Origin of the sequence: Segatella copri, assembly GCF_026015625.1 — a bacterium.
GTDB lineage: Bacteria > Bacteroidota > Bacteroidia > Bacteroidales > Bacteroidaceae > Prevotella > Prevotella copri_H.
The window spans coordinates 1,929,421-1,946,387 of record NZ_JAPDVG010000001.1; the positions used below are offsets into that span (position 1 = coordinate 1,929,421).

Genomic DNA, 16,967 nt, shown 5'->3' on the forward strand with positions numbered 1-16,967 from the left:
TTCTTGTCCACGGATTTTTCTTTTCTATACAAAGATAGGGATTTTCCCTTCTACTTTAGGGAATTCTTCTCTTTTTATTTCAAAAGAAAGCTGTACTTTTGCAACCATAAAACAATATAATAACTTATAAAAACAGTATCGCTTATGAAAAGAAATGAAGTGATGGCGCTTATCGCCACAACCATATTGATGTTTGCCGTATGCCTCTCGGCTTCGGCTAAAGGAAAAAGAAACGTGGAGCGGGGAATGACCAAGCAGGAAGTAATAGCCATTCTTGGAAAACCTAAGCTCACCAGTTTCGACATGTATGGGGACAAATGGGAATATGACAAATATAATTATCTGTCTGGAGATTCCAAGTACATCACGGTCTTCTTCGACAGAAACGGAAAGGTTGTGCAGTACGATACAAAAATCATAGAACTAAACAGCCAAACATCGAATGTACAGCAGCCACACCCAACTCCACCCCTCTACGATGGAAGATGTGATCCTGATGGCAGAATGGATTACGGCTATTGTCTCGATGATGCGTCCTTCTTCAAACTATATAATAAGGTGAAGAAGGCAAGCTTTGATGACAACAAGTTCGACCTGATAGAAGTGGCTAGCCTCGGATGCTATTATTCTTGTGCCCAAGCCGTCAGCATGATGAATATATTCACTTTTGGTGACAGCAAGATGAAAGCCCTCAAACTGATGGCACCGCATATCGTGGACCCACAGAATGTCATTGTCATCTATCAGCTATTCAGCTTCGACAGCGAGAAGCAAAAGGTAGGAGAAATATTAAGAAGCAGCAGATAATTATCTAGTATCTTAAAAAATGATATCAGCTATGATATAAGAGACTTTCATGTTAAATTATGCATATTGTTTAGTCGGTTTAACAAAATAGTTGTATTTTTGTAAAATCAATTAAACAATATTGAGTTATGATTCAAAAAGAAGTAATACCTGTATGGAAATGGTTACTCGATACATAAATTGCAAAACAAATGAATACAAAGATATTATCAAAAGACAAAGACCCGATGGGCGCTGCTATCCTTGATTATCAGAAATCGGGAAGAACAGGAAGATTACGTGTGCTCTCTTCTATGTTCGAAGAGGACGAAATGCCGGTGAAACATCTCTTCAGAAAAGTTGAGGAGATGCCGATGCTGGAGCAGAAGGCCTTGCAACTCACAAAAGGGCGTGTACTGGATATCGGAGCCGGCAGCGGCTGCCATACGCTCGCCCTGCAGGAGAAGGGCTTGGAGGTAAAAGCGATTGATATTTCTCCTCTGAGCTGCGAAGCGATGGAACTGAGAGGAGTGATGGATGCGGAATGCATCAATCTTTTCGATGAACATCTGGAAACAGGGTTCGATACCATCCTCCTTCTGATGAACGGAACGGGTATCGCCGGAAAGATAGAACATCTCCCTACCCTCTTCAACCGTCTCAAGGCTTTGCTCAACAAGGGCGGACAGATTCTCATCGATTCCTCTGACCTCAAATATATCTACGAGAATGAAGACGGAAGTTTCGACATCAATCTGAATGGTGCCTACTATGGTGAAGTGGATTATCAGATGATCTACAAGGATGTAAAGGGCGACCGCTTCAACTGGCTCTACGTGGATTTCCCATTACTCAAGTCCATTGCCGAAACCTGCGGGTTGCATGGTGAACTCGTGGCAGAAGGCGAGCACTACGACTATCTGGCGAGAATTTTCTAATTATTTCAAAAGATTTTTGAAATTTCATAAAAGGATTTTCTAAAAAACATCATAAAAAAGTGAAGGAGCTAAGATAAATGTTCTTGGCTCCTTCACTTTTTTCCTCCTAACCTATTTTATTTTATCGTTGAAATCGTGACATCTGAGAACTCGTTCATGTAATCAAGAATCTCCATGGTGTGGAAATCGCGCTTCGCCTTGATTTCTATGTTCGCTTCCAGGAATTCCTCCTTCGAGTAGCGACGCTCTTTCAGCTCATAGGAATGAACTTCCAGACCTTTCTGCCTGATTTGCCTGATAAATTCCTTCACGCTTTCACGAGATGGCGCAGTGAAGGTCAAGTCGATGGTAGTTGTTCCCAACTGCGGAATCCAGTAGTTCAATACTTCCAGTCCCAGCAGCACCATCGCCGTGGTAATAGCTGCAGCTACATACATTCCCGTACCGCACGCCAGACCGATGGCTGCCGTCACCCACAAGCCAGCAGCAGTAGTCAATCCTCTCACCACGTTCTTCTGGAAGATAATCGTTCCGGCGCCCAGAAATCCAATGCCCGAAACCACCTGCGCAGCCACACGGGAAGAATCCTTTAAGTCAAATCCGAATCCATACTGCGAAACCACACAGAAAAGCGCACTTCCCAATGCCACGAGAAAGTGAGTACGGAAACCTGCCTCCTTGGCACGATATTCTCGCTCAATGCCTATCGCACCTCCTAAAAGCAGGGCGAGAGACAGACGAACAGTCAGGTCTATATAGGTTGCATCCATAAATATCCTTTCTTTTTAAAAGATGAAAGAAGCATCACAAAATGCCTCTATTTGATGTTATCAATGCAAATATACAACTTTTCTTTGAAAGAAAGGCGAGAATTTCAAAAAAATAATGTATCTTTGCAACTGTTAGTGCCTATTTCGGCAATTTATTCACAAATACACATTTATTTATATCCATGGCAACAGTTGACGACAAGAAGATTATCTTCTCAATGGTGGGCGTATCTAAGATTATCCCACAAAACCAGAAACAGATACTGAAGAACATCTACCTATCGTTCTTCTACGGAGCAAAAATCGGTATCATCGGTTTGAACGGTGCCGGTAAATCTACGTTGATGAAAATCATCGCAGGACTTGAGCAACCTACCCAGGGTGAGGTGGTTTGGAGCCCAGGCTACTCTGTGGGCTACTTGCCTCAGGATCCTCCGCTCGACGAGAACAAGACCGTGAAGGAAAACGTGATGGAGGGTGTGCAGAAAATCTATGATGCACTCGCAGAATACGAGGACATCAACAATAAGTTCGGTCTCGAAGAATATTACGGAGACCCTGATAAGATGGACAAGCTGATGCAGCGTCAGGCTGAGGTGCAGGATATCATTGATGCTACCGATGCCTGGAATATCGACTCCAAGCTGGAGCGTGCGATGGCTGCCCTGCATTGTCCTCCTGGCGATTGGCCTGTTACCAATCTCTCGGGTGGTGAGCGCCGTCGCGTGGCTCTCTGCCGCCTGCTCCTGCAGAAGCCGGACGTGCTCCTGCTCGATGAGCCTACCAACCACCTGGATGCTGAGAGCATCGACTGGCTGGAGCAGCACCTGCAGCAGTATGAGGGTACCGTCATCGCCGTAACCCACGACCGCTACTTTCTCGATGACGTGAGCGAGTGGATTCTGGAGTTGGACCGTGGCGAGGGTATTCCATGGAAGGGCAACTACTCTTCATGGCTCGACCAGAAGACCAAGCGAATGATTCAGGAGGAGAAGACTGCCTCTAAGCGCCGCAAGACATTGGAACGTGAGTTGGAATGGGTTCGCATGGCACCTAAGGCCCGTCAGGCTAAGGGTAAGGCTCGTCTGAACTCTTACGAGCAGATGCTCAACCAGGAGCAGAAGGAGCGCGAGGAGAAGCTGGAAATCTTCATCCCTAACGGTCCTCGTCTGGGTAACAAGGTGATTGAGGCTCAGCATGTAAAGAAGGCGTTCGGCGAAAAGGTTCTCTTCAACGACCTCAACTTCATGCTTCCTCCTAACGGCATCGTAGGTGTGATTGGTCCTAACGGAGCCGGCAAGACTACCCTCTTCCGCCTCATCATGGGCTTGGAGCAGGCTGATGGCGGTACATTCGAGGTGGGTGAGACCGTGAAGCTGGCTTATGTTGACCAGCAGCACAAGGACATCGACCCTCAGAAGACTGTTTACGAGGTGATTTCTCAGGGCAACGAAACCTTGCGTCTGGGTGGAAGAGATGTGAATGCACGTGCTTATATCAGCCGCTTCAACTTCTCGGGCACCGACCAAAGCAAGCTCTGCAGTGTTCTCTCGGGTGGTGAGCGCAACCGCCTGCAGTTGGCTTTGGCATTGAAGCAGGAGGGTAATGTATTGCTCCTCGATGAGCCTACCAACGATATCGACGTGAACACCCTCCGTGCCTTGGAGGAAGGTTTGGAGGCATTTGCCGGTTGTGCTGTGGTAATCAGCCACGACCGCTGGTTCCTCGACCGAATCTGTACCCACATTCTTGCCTTCGAGGGCAATGGTGAGGTCTTCTTCTTTGAGGGCAGCTATTCTGAGTATGAAATCAACAAGGCGCGCCGCCTTGGCGATACAGAGATCAAGAAGGGTCGCTACCGCAAGTTGATGGAGGAATAAAGATTCGAAAAAGATAAAGAAGAACTCGGTTCTGAAACAATAAAAAACAAAAGAAAAGGTGTGTCTTTGCCTTAAGACACACCTTTTTTGTTTCTATGCAGCCGTTTTCAAAAGCTTTACCAGATGCAACCAGGACGTTCAGGAAACTGCGTCGCGACGTATCTGGCTGTACGTCGCGACATAATGATTATTACGTCGGGACGTATCAGATGCTACGTCGGGACGTAATTTCTTCTATGTCGTCAGTTAAATTGCAAAAAAACAAATGAAAAAGCCAAGCATTGAACCGAAAAAAAGGATTTTTGCTCAATGCTCTCTTAGTTTTCACCCCAAAATCCCTCTAAAACACCTATATTTCGCTGTTTTTATGGCAATATATGGCAGATAGAACCGAAGAACAGAGAATTGCCATACACATAACACATTCGTAATCAAAGAGATAACCTATCAGTATGGCAATATGACAATTCTTTGGCGCAATATATATAAAACAGCATGCCCGACACAAAAAAAAGGGAAGCGCCGAAACGACACTTCCCCATGGATTGGATGAATTATATAATCATCTGTCTCGCGACATTTTATTCTGTGTATGCAGTCTTGTAGGCAGAGTCAAAGAACATAGCGCAAGAACCTACACCAGTCGCATACTCATGCTGCTTCTGACCAGCGCTGTCATACTCCACTACATAGCCGTTACCATTATAGTCGGCATAGCCATTATCGCCCATTTTATAAGAGAGCACAAAGATATGACCATTCAATGGGTCGGCGAAGATGCCGCATGGGCTCACAGGCATCTCTGAGAGCGTCATCGCCTGTGCTTGCGTACTTCCTGCTACGAGCACACTCACGCTAGGAGTTCCGCCATAAGGTGTATTGAGCACGAAGAAATGAGGACGAACCACCTCCACACTCGTACGTGCTGTTGTTGCAGCACCAGTGGTTACGCATACAGCATAGTTGCCATCTGCCACCTTCTGTGACTTGCCCTCGGCGAAACTCACGGTGCGCAGGGAATTCTCGCCAGTGGCCGCATAGTCAGGAGCAGGTCCATATACAGGGTTGTCAAGAACATACAAAAGGCCAGCAGCATAATAAATGCTGGTAGGATTGTTCACGCCCTCGATATTCTTTGTCTCTACATTGTCGTTGGAAAGGTTGATGCAAGAGATGTTGCCACCACCAGCACCATAGTTGCTGTTAGCCACATAGAGATTGCCTTTACCGATGACCAAGCCCTCAGGATAGCTGCCCACCTGCCACTTCTTTTGAAGAGCAAAGCTTGTGGTGTCCACGGCAGCCACATATCCACCGTATGTGGTAAAATAAACCTTGCCACCGTCAGCGATAATATGGCGAGGCTCGGCGCCCTCGGCATTGCCCAGCAACTCTGTGGTCTTGATTTGCTTGATGCTCTTCTTGGTATTCTTGTCGATTACCTCGATGGTGTTGCTCTGGTCTACGGCGAGATAAATCTTATTGCCATATACGATGCCATCATTGGCGGTATTACCGAGCGAACGACCGTTAGCAGCCTTGAATACGTTCTGTGTGGCTGTGCTTGAAGCATAGTCGATAGCTGTGAGAGAGCTCTCGATATTGCTACCCATGTTACCAGCATTCACAACGTAAGCGCCCGTACTATACACCTGGAGATAAGTCTCAGGATAGTCTTCGGCAGGATCGCATGATGTCATCACTGCAGTGCCCATCAAGAGCACCGCCAAACCTAATAAATACTTTTTCATTTTCTTTTTCTGTTTATATTTGAATCTAATTTGTTACTATCTAGAAGTTATATCCGATGCTTAACATCCAGCTGCGGCGAGGCATCGGATAATGTCCCACGAGTTCATACTGCTTTGCCAGCAGGTTCTTCACATCCATCCTGACCTTCACGCCTCTCAGGGATTTTCCCCAGAGACTCAGTCCGTCCAGTTGACGATAGAGCGTCAACCCCATATCCCAGTAGCCATCCACTTCGGTGCCGTCATAGTGCTCATTGTTGGCCCATCGCTTGCTCATTCCCTGTCCATGGAGCGAGACATTCATCCAGGGATTCTCCCACCCCAAGGCAATACTGCCCGAGTGCAAAGGGATATAGGCTACTTGATTGCCATAATATCTGGACGAGCGGTCGGTATGGTTCACCACATGCTGGTAGCTATACGACCCTTGCAGCGAGAGTTGCTGCCCCGGAGCCATCTGCCAAGTGCCACGCAAAGAAGCATCCACGCCAACGACATCAACCCGTGACAGGTTTACGGTACGCCAAACGAACATATTGTAAGGAACGCCCACAATCTTGTCGGTCACCCGATTGCAGTAGCCGTCCAGCGTTGCTTGAACATTCCATCCCTTGTAACGTAGGGATTCGCCGTTTCCCCCATCTCCAGAAGAAGTTTTTTTCCACGTAAGCCCGACATTCAACTGTCGGGTTTTCTCAGGCTTCAGATCTGAACTTCCATAATGGAAGAAATAGTTCTCGTTGAAAGTAGGAACCCGGAAGATGTCCTTGTACGAAGCCCTGAGATAAAGCTCATCGCTGGCAGTACCATTCCCCAGGAGCCGATAAGAAAGCGAAAGCGATGGCGAAAGCCGGCGTGCATCCTTGGCAGCCTGTCCTGCTTTGGTAGGATTGGCGCTGCCTTGCTGAGTCTCTATCTTGCGCCCCACGCTGTTGAGGTAAACCGAAACCAGCATCCTGGCAAGAGCTACCCATCTTCCCTTCGCATATCGGGCAGAGAGCGACTGCAGGATGCCATGTCGATGAGGTCGCAGATCGGTGGCGAGGGTGCTGTTGAGCGAGTTCATCATCCAGTCGGCAGAGTAATCTAGCGCCCAGCTATCATCCGGCATCCACATCAGTGCTGCCGAAGTATAATATTCCCTCTGCCAGTAGGTAGCATCATTGCGCCGATTTGCCACGAGCGTGTCCTGATAGGCAGAGCTCGCCCAGTTCATCTTGGCTTGCACCTTCAGCATCCAATGGTCATCAAGACTTCTGGCTTGCCACCTCGCCTGAGCAAAGGCGTTGCGGTCGTGCAACTGTTCGGCTGTTACATTGGTATAATATCTCACGATGCCAGGCAACTGTCGGTCGTTGTCATAATAGTAGAGCTTTGCCCACAATTGGCTCCGGCTCATGCCATCGGCTCGTCTGCCCATCATCCAGTGCATATTTAGTTCGCCATGCCCAGAGTTCATACGACTGTTGGTTCTTCGCTCATGGGTAGTATATTTACCATTGTGCAAGATGAAAGGATAGTTGTTTTCGGCATAGGTATACTCACCCATCGCCTGGAGGGTGAACCTATCTGACAACCTCTGCACATAGCGCAGATAAGGCGAGATATATCCGAAGGACCCCACCTGCAACTGAGTAGAGAGGTGAGGCTGCTTGTCGATGGGAATCTCGCTCATGGTCTCGATGGCAAGCAAAGCTGCCACCGAGGCTTGCCGGGCCGAGATGAAGATGTCGTCGTTGTCACCAATGGTGAGTCGCAATGTCTGCACTTGGTCGAGCGAATAACGGGACACATCAATTTCGCCGCCCTGACATTCGCTGAGCAGCACACCATCGTAACTCACTCCCGTATGTCCCGCTCCGAATCCACGCACAGCTACCGTCTTCATTCCTCCTGCCCCACCATAGTCGCGCAGATTGATACCTGGCATGCGGTGCAAAGCGTCGGCCATATCCGTAACTCCGAGCCTCAACATATCCCCCTTGTCCAAAAGTTGGAGAGGCGATGTGCTCGTAAGTATCCGGTGCTGCCGAGCATTCACTTTTACTTCCTGCAAGTACTCGGTACGAATGGTATCTTGCCCCATACCCACTTGTGCATACAATAGTAGCAAGCCACCGAGACAAAATATCCCCAATGCCTTCATTCATTCTATTTTTTATATTATTATCTGTGTCTCCATCACGAACCCATCCCACGGGGTTGGATAGAATCATCGGAATCTCTTATCCTAAAGACACTCTTTCATCATATTGTTTCCGATGGCAACGGCAGGTCTTCTGACTTGCGTCCTCCCCGCATCTCACTCTATGTAAACATAAAAAGATGCAAAACTCATGGCAAGCGGTCTTCCCGAAAAAATGTCAGTGACCATGGTGCTTGCCGCAATAAGACGCTTACAGCAGCGGGACTGTCCGGGCTTCTCACCCGATTCCCTTTTAATCACTACGCACTCATCTTGCCTGAGGCGGCAGGAAGTGGCAGCGAACCAATTGCGGGTGCAAAGGTACTATAAAAAAATGAATAAAAAGATAACTTTATCCGCTTTTTTATTCCAGCAAGGATAAAAATATCTTTTTATTCAGAGTTCAGTTTATTCTTTTACGATTTCCAGGAGTTCTGCGAAATCATCGATGATCCATTCGGCAGAGGCGAGCTGTTGGCGGGTTCCGTTGCCATAAGTCACGGCACAGGCCTTGCAGCCGGCATGATGCGCCATATCTACATCGAAGGTCATATCGCCCACTACAAGGGTTTCATCTGCCGTTCCCTTCATCTCCTTCAATGCCTTGAAGACCATATCGGGTGCTGGCTTCGCATGCTCCACATCATCGCCTGCAACAATGGAAGAGAAAATATCTTCCAGCTGCATCTGATGCACGTATCCATCCAGCGAGCAATGGTTTCGACTGCTGGCCATACCCAATACAAACCCACAGCGATGCAACTCTCTCAGGGTTTCTATTACATGAGGGAAGGGCTGCACGATCATCGTTTTCTTGTTCTCCAGGAAAATCTCGCGATAGGTTGCTGCGCATTCCATTCCCTCCTCAGCACTCATTCCAAAGAGCGAAACGAAGGCCTCATCCAATCGAAGACCGATGGTCTTGGCACAAGCCTCATCCGATTTCACTTCCAGTTTTCTTGCACGCATCGTATCCTGCAGGGTCTTCACTATGAGACTCTGCGAATCGCCGATGGTTCCATCAAAATCAAAAATTATATACTTCATTATTCTTACCTTATTTGAAAACGGTCACAAAGGTACAGATTATAACTGAAACTACAAAGCAAATTGCTCACGAATTGCCTTTATTATGTTATTACGAGCCACTTCTGGCTTCATCGCCTCATCCAATGGCATTTCTTCAGGAGTAACCTGAACAACTCTATCAAATCCTGCATCCAGCATAGCCTTTCTATCGCTAACTCCGCCCGATACTAGCCATATTTTCTGATTGGTAACATGCTCAAGAATTCTTTGCGGCAACTTCCCCATCAAGGTCTGACGGTCGCTATGACCTTCGCCCGTAATCACGAGATCAGCATCCTGAATGAGCACATCAACCTCTATTTTCTCTAAAAGCAACTCAGCCCCAGGTCGTGCTTCTGCATTGAAATATTGCAGGAAAGCATAGCCCAGTCCGCCGGCTGCACCAGCCCCAGGAGCCTCACTTCTATCATATCCGAAATGCTTGGTACTTACCTCGGCAAACTTCCTCGCCCTATCATCCAACATCTGCACCATCTTAGCATCAGTTCCCTTCTGAGGGGCAAAAACATGAGCCGCCCCATTTTCGCCACAGAGCGGATTGGTAACATCTGAAGCCAGCACAAAGCTGCATTCCCCGCGAATCTTCTTCCAGTCATCGCCCATCGCCTTGAGCATTCCAATGCCGCAATCGGATGTGGCACTTCCGCCCAATCCCACGATGAAATGGCGCACACCTCGGCGATAAGCATTCATAATCATCTCGCCCACGCCCCAGGAAGTAGCCTTCATCGGGTTGCGCTGTTCAGGCTCTATCAGAGCCAGTCCTGCGGTCTGCGCAATCTCGATAATCGCCGTATCATCCACGATTCCGTATTCCGCCTCAATCCATCTCATCAGCGCATCATGGGCATGAATCTTCACTCGCTCTCCCTTCATCGCCGAGAGGAAAGCATCGAGCATACCCTCTCCCCCATCACTCATTTCCAGGGTAATAATTTCGGGAGAAGCATCATCCGCATTCCATTCCTTTATTCCCGAAGCAATCGCCTCATTCACCTCTCTGCTCGAAAGGCAACCCTTATAAGAGTCGCAAGCAATTATTATCTTCTTATATCCAGCCCCATCCATCAGTCTGAGACCATCATTTTTCCTATCCATATTCTATTTATATTATATCATTCCAAGAATCATCGCCTATCAAGTGATTCCCCTTTCAGCCCGCAAAATTAGCCATTATTCCTGAAACCACAAACCTTTTTGGGAAAAACTTTCAAAAACAGATGTTTCAGATAAGAGCTGATAGAAAAAAGAGGTTAAAACATTTGGCTATTAAAAAGATTCCTCGTATTTTTGCAGTAGATTTTTCAAAGGTTTTCTAAAGGTTAAAGGCTTATGTGCAAATATGAAGAAATAGAAGGTTGGCGACTCTCGAATGGCAAGACGATTCGGGAAATCAACAATGCCGTACACGATGAGGTGGAACGGATCTACCTGGAAGCGTGGGCGAAAGGCATTTCCGTGCCGTATTTTGAAAACGGAAAAACCTATCTTGCTAATCCTGATGGAAGCGATGTAGAAGCAACTCTTGATTTTGCGACACGCGAATATACTATCATAAAACAAGTTGCAGCTCCAGGAAAGGGGAAAATGAGTTACTTACTCCATTAATTACTTCGTAACACCTATTTTTCTATTAAGATTATGAAAAGAAGACCTGAATTTACAATTATAGCCGGTCCAAATGGAGCTAGCAAAAGTAGGCTTGGAATATTTTATTCTACAGTAAAAGCTTTTGACGGAGACCTTCTAGCAATGTCTCTTCGAAACGAACATCCTGATTGGATAGAGCGATGGATAGATGGAACTGTTATCTCTTCATTGATGAAAGAAAAAGAAGAAGCCATTTCACAAAACAAGAATTTTGCTTTCGAAACGAACTTCTCTACAGATTTGCCAGTCAATCTTGTTCAGGATTTTAAAGATGCAGGTTATAAAATCAGCCTCATCTTTTTCGGCTTATCCTCGAAAGAAGATTCTCTATCTCGTGTTATCCAAAGATACACAATGGGCGGTCATAATGTAAACCAAGACGTGATAGAATATAACTTCACGGAAGGCATCAAACGAGTAAAAGCCTCTCTACCACTTTTTGAAAACATTCTTTTCATTGATGGCACTTCCGATTTTGGCGACATTGTTGCCATTCACATCGAGAAATCAGGCAAGCATCAGATAACAGATCACCCAGCCGAGTGGTTCGACAAATACTTCAAAGAAGCATTCGATGCGCTTGTTGATGGCGAGGAAGAATAGTTCTTTTACAAGATTCTAGCAAATCATTTTATACCCAATCCCCCTCACATTGATGATTCTGATATTTTCATCGGCAGATAACTTGTGGCGGAGCTTGGTGATGAAAACATGGAGACTGCGGGAATTGAAGAAGCTGTCATCGCCCCAGAGTTGCAGGAGAATATCCTTGCTCTCTACCACATTGTTCTTGCTCTCCACAAGCATGCGAAGGATTTCGGATTCACGATGTGACAGTTCTGTATCTTTACCATCCAACTGCAGAATCTGACTGGTAACATTCAGGCGATAACGACCGATGGAGAGCCATTGATCAGCAGCATCCGGATTATCAGGAGAAACATTCCCCCCTTCCTGTTCTTCAGAAGAAATATTTCCTGCAGAAGCCCGATGACAAAGCGACTTAATACGGACGATGAGCTCCTGGATGGCAAACGGCTTCTTCAGATAATCATTGCCACCCAATTCAAATCCCTCTACCACATCATTCACCGCCGAACGAGCCGTGAGGAAAAGCACAGGAGTACGGGAATCTGTCTTGCGGATACGGCGCACCATCTCGAAACCATCCATTTTGGGCATCATCACATCCGCAACCAGCACATCAGGCTTCTGTTCATCGAACATACGAAGCCCCTCTTCGCCATCATGCGCCGTGCGCATCTCGAAGCCCTGCGCCTCCAAGGTGTCGCTCAGAATCATCGCCAAGGATGTTTCGTCTTCTACCAGTAATACTTTTATCTTATTCATAGTTTCTTTTTTACTTTTTACTTTTTTACCTTTTTACCTTTAAGAAAATGCAGGGTAAAGCAGCTTCCTTTTCCCGGATCGCTTTCTACGGAAACAGAACCGCCCATTTTCTCCATCAGGCTCTTGACATAGAAAAGGCCGAGACCATAGCCCTTGACCGTATATTTATTGCCATCCGTCACCCGATAGAACTTGTCGAAAATATAAGGCAATTTATCGTGGGCAATACCTATTCCATTATCTGATACGGAAACCAGCACTTCATCCTCGGCTTTTTGGAAAGCCTTGATTTCTATATTCACGCTATCTTCAGAATACTTGATGGCATTGTCTATGAGATTGCTCACGATGTTTGAGAAATGCATCCGGTCGGCATGAACCATCAGATTTTCCGGTTCTACGGACAACGAAATATTCACCTTTTTATCCGTTTTTTCTCCTGATTTCACTTTCAGCTGATGCTGGGAGATTAACGGTTCAATCACCTCCTTCATTGGAACTTCCACGATATTGAGAAGCATCGATTTCCGTCGTTCCATACTCATCGACAGAATCTGTTCCACCAATCCGCTGAGCGTCTGCAACTGCTCCTGGGCGATGGTGAGATACTTGCGCGCCTTATCAGGATGCTGGAGCATTCCGTAGTTCAGCAGGGAGTCGGTGGCAGCATAGGCTACGGCTATCGGAGTCTTCAATTCGTGCGTGATATTATTGGTGAAATCACTCTTCATCTCATCAAGCGTCTTCTGCTTGAGCATCGCATGAATCAGGAACCAGAAGACGAAAGCCAGGATGAGCATGATGAAGAGCGATGTGGCAAGGATGCCTGCCATCTGGCTGAGCACAGTCATCGTAAGCGGTTCTAGGGTGAGGACATATTTCTCCTCATTCGCCTCCCCCTCATTACAAACCACATATTGGTATTGCTTGGCATTGGCGGAAGGCACATACCCCTTCGTCGTCACTTTCGCCAAAACCTTCTTTCCTGCAAAAAGCTTAATCTGATGCGGAAGCGGATGAATATCATCGCCCACCAACAAACTGTCTGAAAGCATCTTGGCAACCCATGCACTGTCATAGTCATTGATGTCAGGTTTGGCGATTTCATTCAATTTGCCAAACAGCGCTTGTTGCACCATAGTTGCCAGCTTGCCCGACATCATCATCATCAATTCCTGGTCCTTGTCATCTTCACGACGCTTCTCGTGCTTGGTAAAAGTTGTTTGAACAGACTGAACGATCTTTCCTCCACGAACCTTTTTAACCTTTACCTTTTGATCAATATCATCGTCTTCATCCATAGAAAAAGCAACAGAACCCGTCAGTTGTCTATGAGGCCCTTTATCATCATTGCGCAATCGTTCGATTCGCTTCTTCATCTCCATGAAGTGAGCGTACTCCATTCCACCCTTGATTTTTGCCTCAACCTCCTTTTCCTGAGACTGATAAAGCCCCACGAGCCAATAGGTCTGATATGCGAAGATGCAGACCAGAGCCGTGATGACGAGCGTAACTATGTATTTAAGATGTAACTTCATTCTTTCCTTTATTAAAGATTTTTCCAGATGAATTCAATACTCATTTTCTGAAAATCGGATAAACCTCCGTGGTATTCTTCCATCCCCATTTACCATTCTTTTGTGGCGCAAACTCTCGTCCCATCTTGGCTCCTATCCCCCAATGTTGATTGAACATCACTTCCATGAAGCCACCATAGCTGCTCTTGGGATTGAAAGGAGACATGATGACGCTTCGAGGGTCAGAAGTTTTCGTTGGAACATATTGTCCATAGAATCCCACTGTGAGCCAGTCGTTTACTTGATAAGCCATTCGTCCACCAAAAGAAGCTTTGGTGAGATTGCCAAATCCATATACTCCCGTGTTTATCTTTTCTATCCCGACATAAGGAGAAAAAACAAAACGCCCGAAATTTTGTTGATAAACAACCCCTGCAGTCTGCCTATTCATCAGTCCTGGGACTTCAATACCCGAAGAATATACCGCCATCGTACCCAAATTCGGGGAAAGAAGAGAAATATGAGGTATTGCATTCGGCGCAATCTCCAAAGGTTTTCCTTCTTCCGACATCCAAGGTGCATTCGATTCAGAGTAATAAGATTTGCCTTGAAGTACAGGAAATCCACCGAGCGAAGGACGAGAATGTTCCAACGACATACCTTCCTTAGGTAAAGATGCCTTCGGAATGGAATCCAAAGAAACACTCCTCACTTCCTGTGCTTGCATTACCAATGTACAAAAGCAAGCCATAACTGTCAATATGAATATTCTTCGTTTCTCTTTCATGCTTGCAAAAGTAATAAAAAAGAAGATAAGTAAGATACTTTTCAGGGAATTATTTCTGATTTGATAAGACTAAATAACACTTCTGACAAGACTTGATAATCAAAATTCCTTGCTGACACGAGATTTTTACAGTACTTTTGCAACCGAAATCGGGAGTTTTTTCCGAAAGAACGATAAAAAGATAAGAAGAATATGAAAAGATTGGTTATATTAAGCGCTTGCCTGGCCATCAGTCTTGCCGGCTGGGCACAAGGAAACAGAAATGATTCCCTGAAAATGGACAGCATTATCCATTCCCTCCCTGATGTGATGGTAAAAGGCAACCGACCTATCGTAAAGGTGAAAGGAGCAGCATTGACCTATGACCTGCCTCAACTCATCAAAAACCATCCGGTGGATAATGCCTATGAAGCCATCAAGCAACTGCCTGGCGTGAGCGAACAAGATGAAGCCTTGACTCTCAACGCCCAATCCGTAACCGTGATGATAGACGGCAAGGCTACCACCATGACGAGCGAGCAGCTCTATTCGCTTCTGAAAACGATTCCTACCAGCCGCATCGCCAACGCCGAAGTCATCTATTCAGCCCCAGCCCGCTATCAGGTAAAGGGACAGGTCATCAACCTCCTGCTGAAGCACAACACAGGCTTTCACTCCCTGCAAGGCGAGTTCTTCAGCGGCTACACCCACCAGAACCGCAACAGTTACACAGAGCGCGCCTCCTTGCTCTTCACCAACAAGAAATGGGAAATAGACATGCTCTATTCCTTCGGTCATGGCAAGAGATATTATTACTATGAAAATGAGTTTGCCCACACCTTGACTGATGGCACTTCCTATGCCTTCTCTACACATAGCGACAATATCAAACGTCATCTCAACCACAACATCCGACTGGGAATCAACTATCATCTGGCAAAGGATCATCAACTCAGCTTTGCCTACACCTCACAACTCAATAACACGAGAGGAACTTCAGAGGATGATGGCGATTTCACATCCCTTCTCAGAATCCATGCCAAGAGTCAGTTTCACAACTTCCGCCTGGATTACTCCACACCATTCGGTTTCTCGGCAGGAGCAGAATACACCTATTATAATTCACCGGATGAACAATGGCTAAAAAGCAGTCTCTACGATGAGATTTACGACATCACAAGCCAGCAGCGAATCGACAAATGGCACGCTTACCTCAAGCAGGAGCACGACTTAGGAAAAGACTGGGGCTTGAACTACGGCATCAATTACACCACATCAAGAGACAAGAGTTCGCAGGAAAACAACAACAAGTCTTCTGATGGCAACACCATTCAAAACGAAGACCAAATGAGTTTCTACGTCGGAGCCAGCAAGTCATTCGGACAAAAACTCACGATGGAAGCATCGCTCATGGAAGAATATTACCACACCCCAATCTGGAATGAGTGGAACATCTTCCCTACACTCTCCATCACCTATCTTCCTAAGGCAGGACACGTCATCCAATTCAACTTGGATTGCGACAGAGACTACCCTACTTATTGGTCGGTGAAGAACTTCACCACCTATAATGTGGGCGGATATGGAAAGATTGTTGGAAACCCGACGTTGAAGCCATCACGAGACCTCAGCCTCTCGCTTACCTACATTCTGCACAGCAGATACGTGGCAAGTCTCTTCTTCAACAACTCGAAAGATGAATTTCGTCAGCTTCCTTACCAGAGCGACAAGAAGAAGGAGATGGAATACAAGCATGTCAACTTCGACCATGTAAACCAGGTAGGCTTGATGCTCACAGCCCCAATCAACATAGGCAACTGGTGGCAGAATCGCCTTACCTTCACTGGCGTATATCAGAACGACAAGAATTCCCACTTCTATGATCTTCCATTCGACCGCAGCAAATGGTTCTGTCAAGCCCAGTGGAACGGCACTTTTCTCTTTGGCAAGCATGTGCTTCTCAACCTCGATGCTTCCGTTCATACCGACGCCATCCAAGGAATCATCGACATCCCAGCCTCTGGCTATCTCAACGCAGCCCTCACCTGGAAGCCTCTCAAGGATGACAAGTTCCAGCTGAAAGCCTACTGCAACGATATCTTCGAGACAGGCGACAACCATCTGCACGACACCTATCGAGGTCAGCACGTCATCAACAAAATGTACTTTGGCAGAATCATCGGCCTCTCCCTCATCTATCGTTTCGGCGGCTACAAGGCCAAGCAGCATGAAGAAGTAGATACTTCCAGATTCGGGAAATAAAACGAGAAATGCTCACCAAGACC

14 protein-coding genes and 1 riboswitch are annotated in these 16,967 nt (G+C 46.5%); of the genes, 6 read left to right on the forward strand and 8 right to left on the reverse strand.

Features of this window, described 5'->3' with window-relative positions; all coding sequences use genetic code 11:
* Positions 1-144: 144 nt before the first annotated feature.
* Positions 145-807 carry a DUF4476 domain-containing protein gene (locus ONT19_RS08465; protein WP_264952727.1) on the forward strand — a complete coding sequence of 221 codons (663 nt, stop codon included), beginning with the start codon at positions 145-147 and terminating at the stop codon, positions 805-807.
* A gap of 191 nt (positions 808-998) precedes the next feature.
* On the forward strand, positions 999-1,724 hold the full coding sequence (locus tag ONT19_RS08470) for a class I SAM-dependent methyltransferase (RefSeq protein WP_264952726.1): 726 nt from the start codon (positions 999-1,001) through the stop codon (positions 1,722-1,724).
* Between the two features lie 116 nt (positions 1,725-1,840).
* Here ONT19_RS08470 and ONT19_RS08475 read toward each other — a convergent pair whose 3' ends face one another.
* Entirely contained in the window at positions 1,841-2,494 is a 654-nt protein-coding gene (locus ONT19_RS08475; RefSeq protein WP_264952725.1) for an MgtC/SapB family protein, read from the reverse strand.
* A gap of 182 nt (positions 2,495-2,676) precedes the next feature.
* On the opposite strand from ONT19_RS08475, the gene ettA reads away from it, so the two are divergent.
* The gene (gene ettA / locus ONT19_RS08480) at positions 2,677-4,374 is read left to right on the forward strand and encodes an energy-dependent translational throttle protein EttA (protein WP_117662098.1); all 1,698 of its coding nucleotides are present in this window, start codon (positions 2,677-2,679) and stop codon (positions 4,372-4,374) included.
* A gap of 581 nt (positions 4,375-4,955) precedes the next feature.
* Here the strand turns inward: ettA and ONT19_RS08485 are convergent.
* From ONT19_RS08485 to ONT19_RS08500, 4 genes are all read right to left on the reverse strand, one after another.
* The gene (locus ONT19_RS08485) at positions 4,956-6,125 is read right to left on the reverse strand and encodes a YncE family protein (protein WP_264952724.1); all 1,170 of its coding nucleotides are present in this window, start codon (positions 6,123-6,125) and stop codon (positions 4,956-4,958) included.
* A 40-nt stretch (positions 6,126-6,165) separates the two neighbouring features.
* Positions 6,166-8,271 carry a TonB-dependent receptor plug domain-containing protein gene (locus ONT19_RS08490; protein ID WP_264964878.1) on the reverse strand — a complete coding sequence of 702 codons (2,106 nt, stop codon included), beginning with the start codon at positions 8,269-8,271 and terminating at the stop codon, positions 6,166-6,168.
* Between the two features lie 106 nt (positions 8,272-8,377).
* A riboswitch (cobalamin riboswitch) is annotated at positions 8,378-8,633 on the reverse strand.
* Between the two features lie 85 nt (positions 8,634-8,718).
* Entirely contained in the window at positions 8,719-9,357 is a 639-nt protein-coding gene (locus tag ONT19_RS08495; protein ID WP_264952721.1) for an HAD family hydrolase, read from the reverse strand.
* A gap of 51 nt (positions 9,358-9,408) precedes the next feature.
* Entirely contained in the window at positions 9,409-10,497 is a 1,089-nt protein-coding gene (locus ONT19_RS08500) for a glycerate kinase family protein (RefSeq protein ID WP_264952720.1), read from the reverse strand.
* Positions 10,498-10,731: 234 nt separating this feature from the next.
* On the opposite strand from ONT19_RS08500, the gene ONT19_RS08505 reads away from it, so the two are divergent.
* Complete coding sequence (locus tag ONT19_RS08505) at positions 10,732-11,007, forward strand: hypothetical protein (RefSeq protein WP_006846406.1); 276 nt, start codon at positions 10,732-10,734, stop codon at positions 11,005-11,007.
* A gap of 33 nt (positions 11,008-11,040) precedes the next feature.
* Entirely contained in the window at positions 11,041-11,652 is a 612-nt protein-coding gene (locus ONT19_RS08510) for a hypothetical protein (RefSeq protein ID WP_264952719.1), read from the forward strand.
* Between the two features lie 15 nt (positions 11,653-11,667).
* Here ONT19_RS08510 and ONT19_RS08515 read toward each other — a convergent pair whose 3' ends face one another.
* Genes ONT19_RS08515 through ONT19_RS08525 form a run of 3 tightly spaced genes read right to left on the reverse strand, consistent with a single transcriptional unit; the run spans position 11,668 to position 14,703 of the window.
* On the reverse strand, positions 11,668-12,399 hold the full coding sequence (locus ONT19_RS08515; RefSeq protein WP_118140128.1) for a response regulator transcription factor: 732 nt from the start codon (positions 12,397-12,399) through the stop codon (positions 11,668-11,670).
* 17 nt (positions 12,400-12,416) lie between these two features.
* Complete coding sequence (locus ONT19_RS08520) at positions 12,417-13,937, reverse strand: sensor histidine kinase (RefSeq protein ID WP_264952717.1); 1,521 nt, start codon at positions 13,935-13,937, stop codon at positions 12,417-12,419.
* Positions 13,938-13,977: 40 nt separating this feature from the next.
* Positions 13,978-14,703, reverse strand: a complete 726-nt coding sequence (locus ONT19_RS08525; RefSeq protein WP_118080612.1) for a hypothetical protein — start codon at positions 14,701-14,703, stop codon at positions 13,978-13,980.
* A 192-nt stretch (positions 14,704-14,895) separates the two neighbouring features.
* Between ONT19_RS08525 and ONT19_RS08530 the strand changes: the two genes are divergently transcribed.
* Positions 14,896-16,944, forward strand: a complete 2,049-nt coding sequence (locus ONT19_RS08530; protein WP_264952716.1) for a TonB-dependent receptor plug domain-containing protein — start codon at positions 14,896-14,898, stop codon at positions 16,942-16,944.
* Positions 16,945-16,967 lie beyond the last annotated feature (23 nt).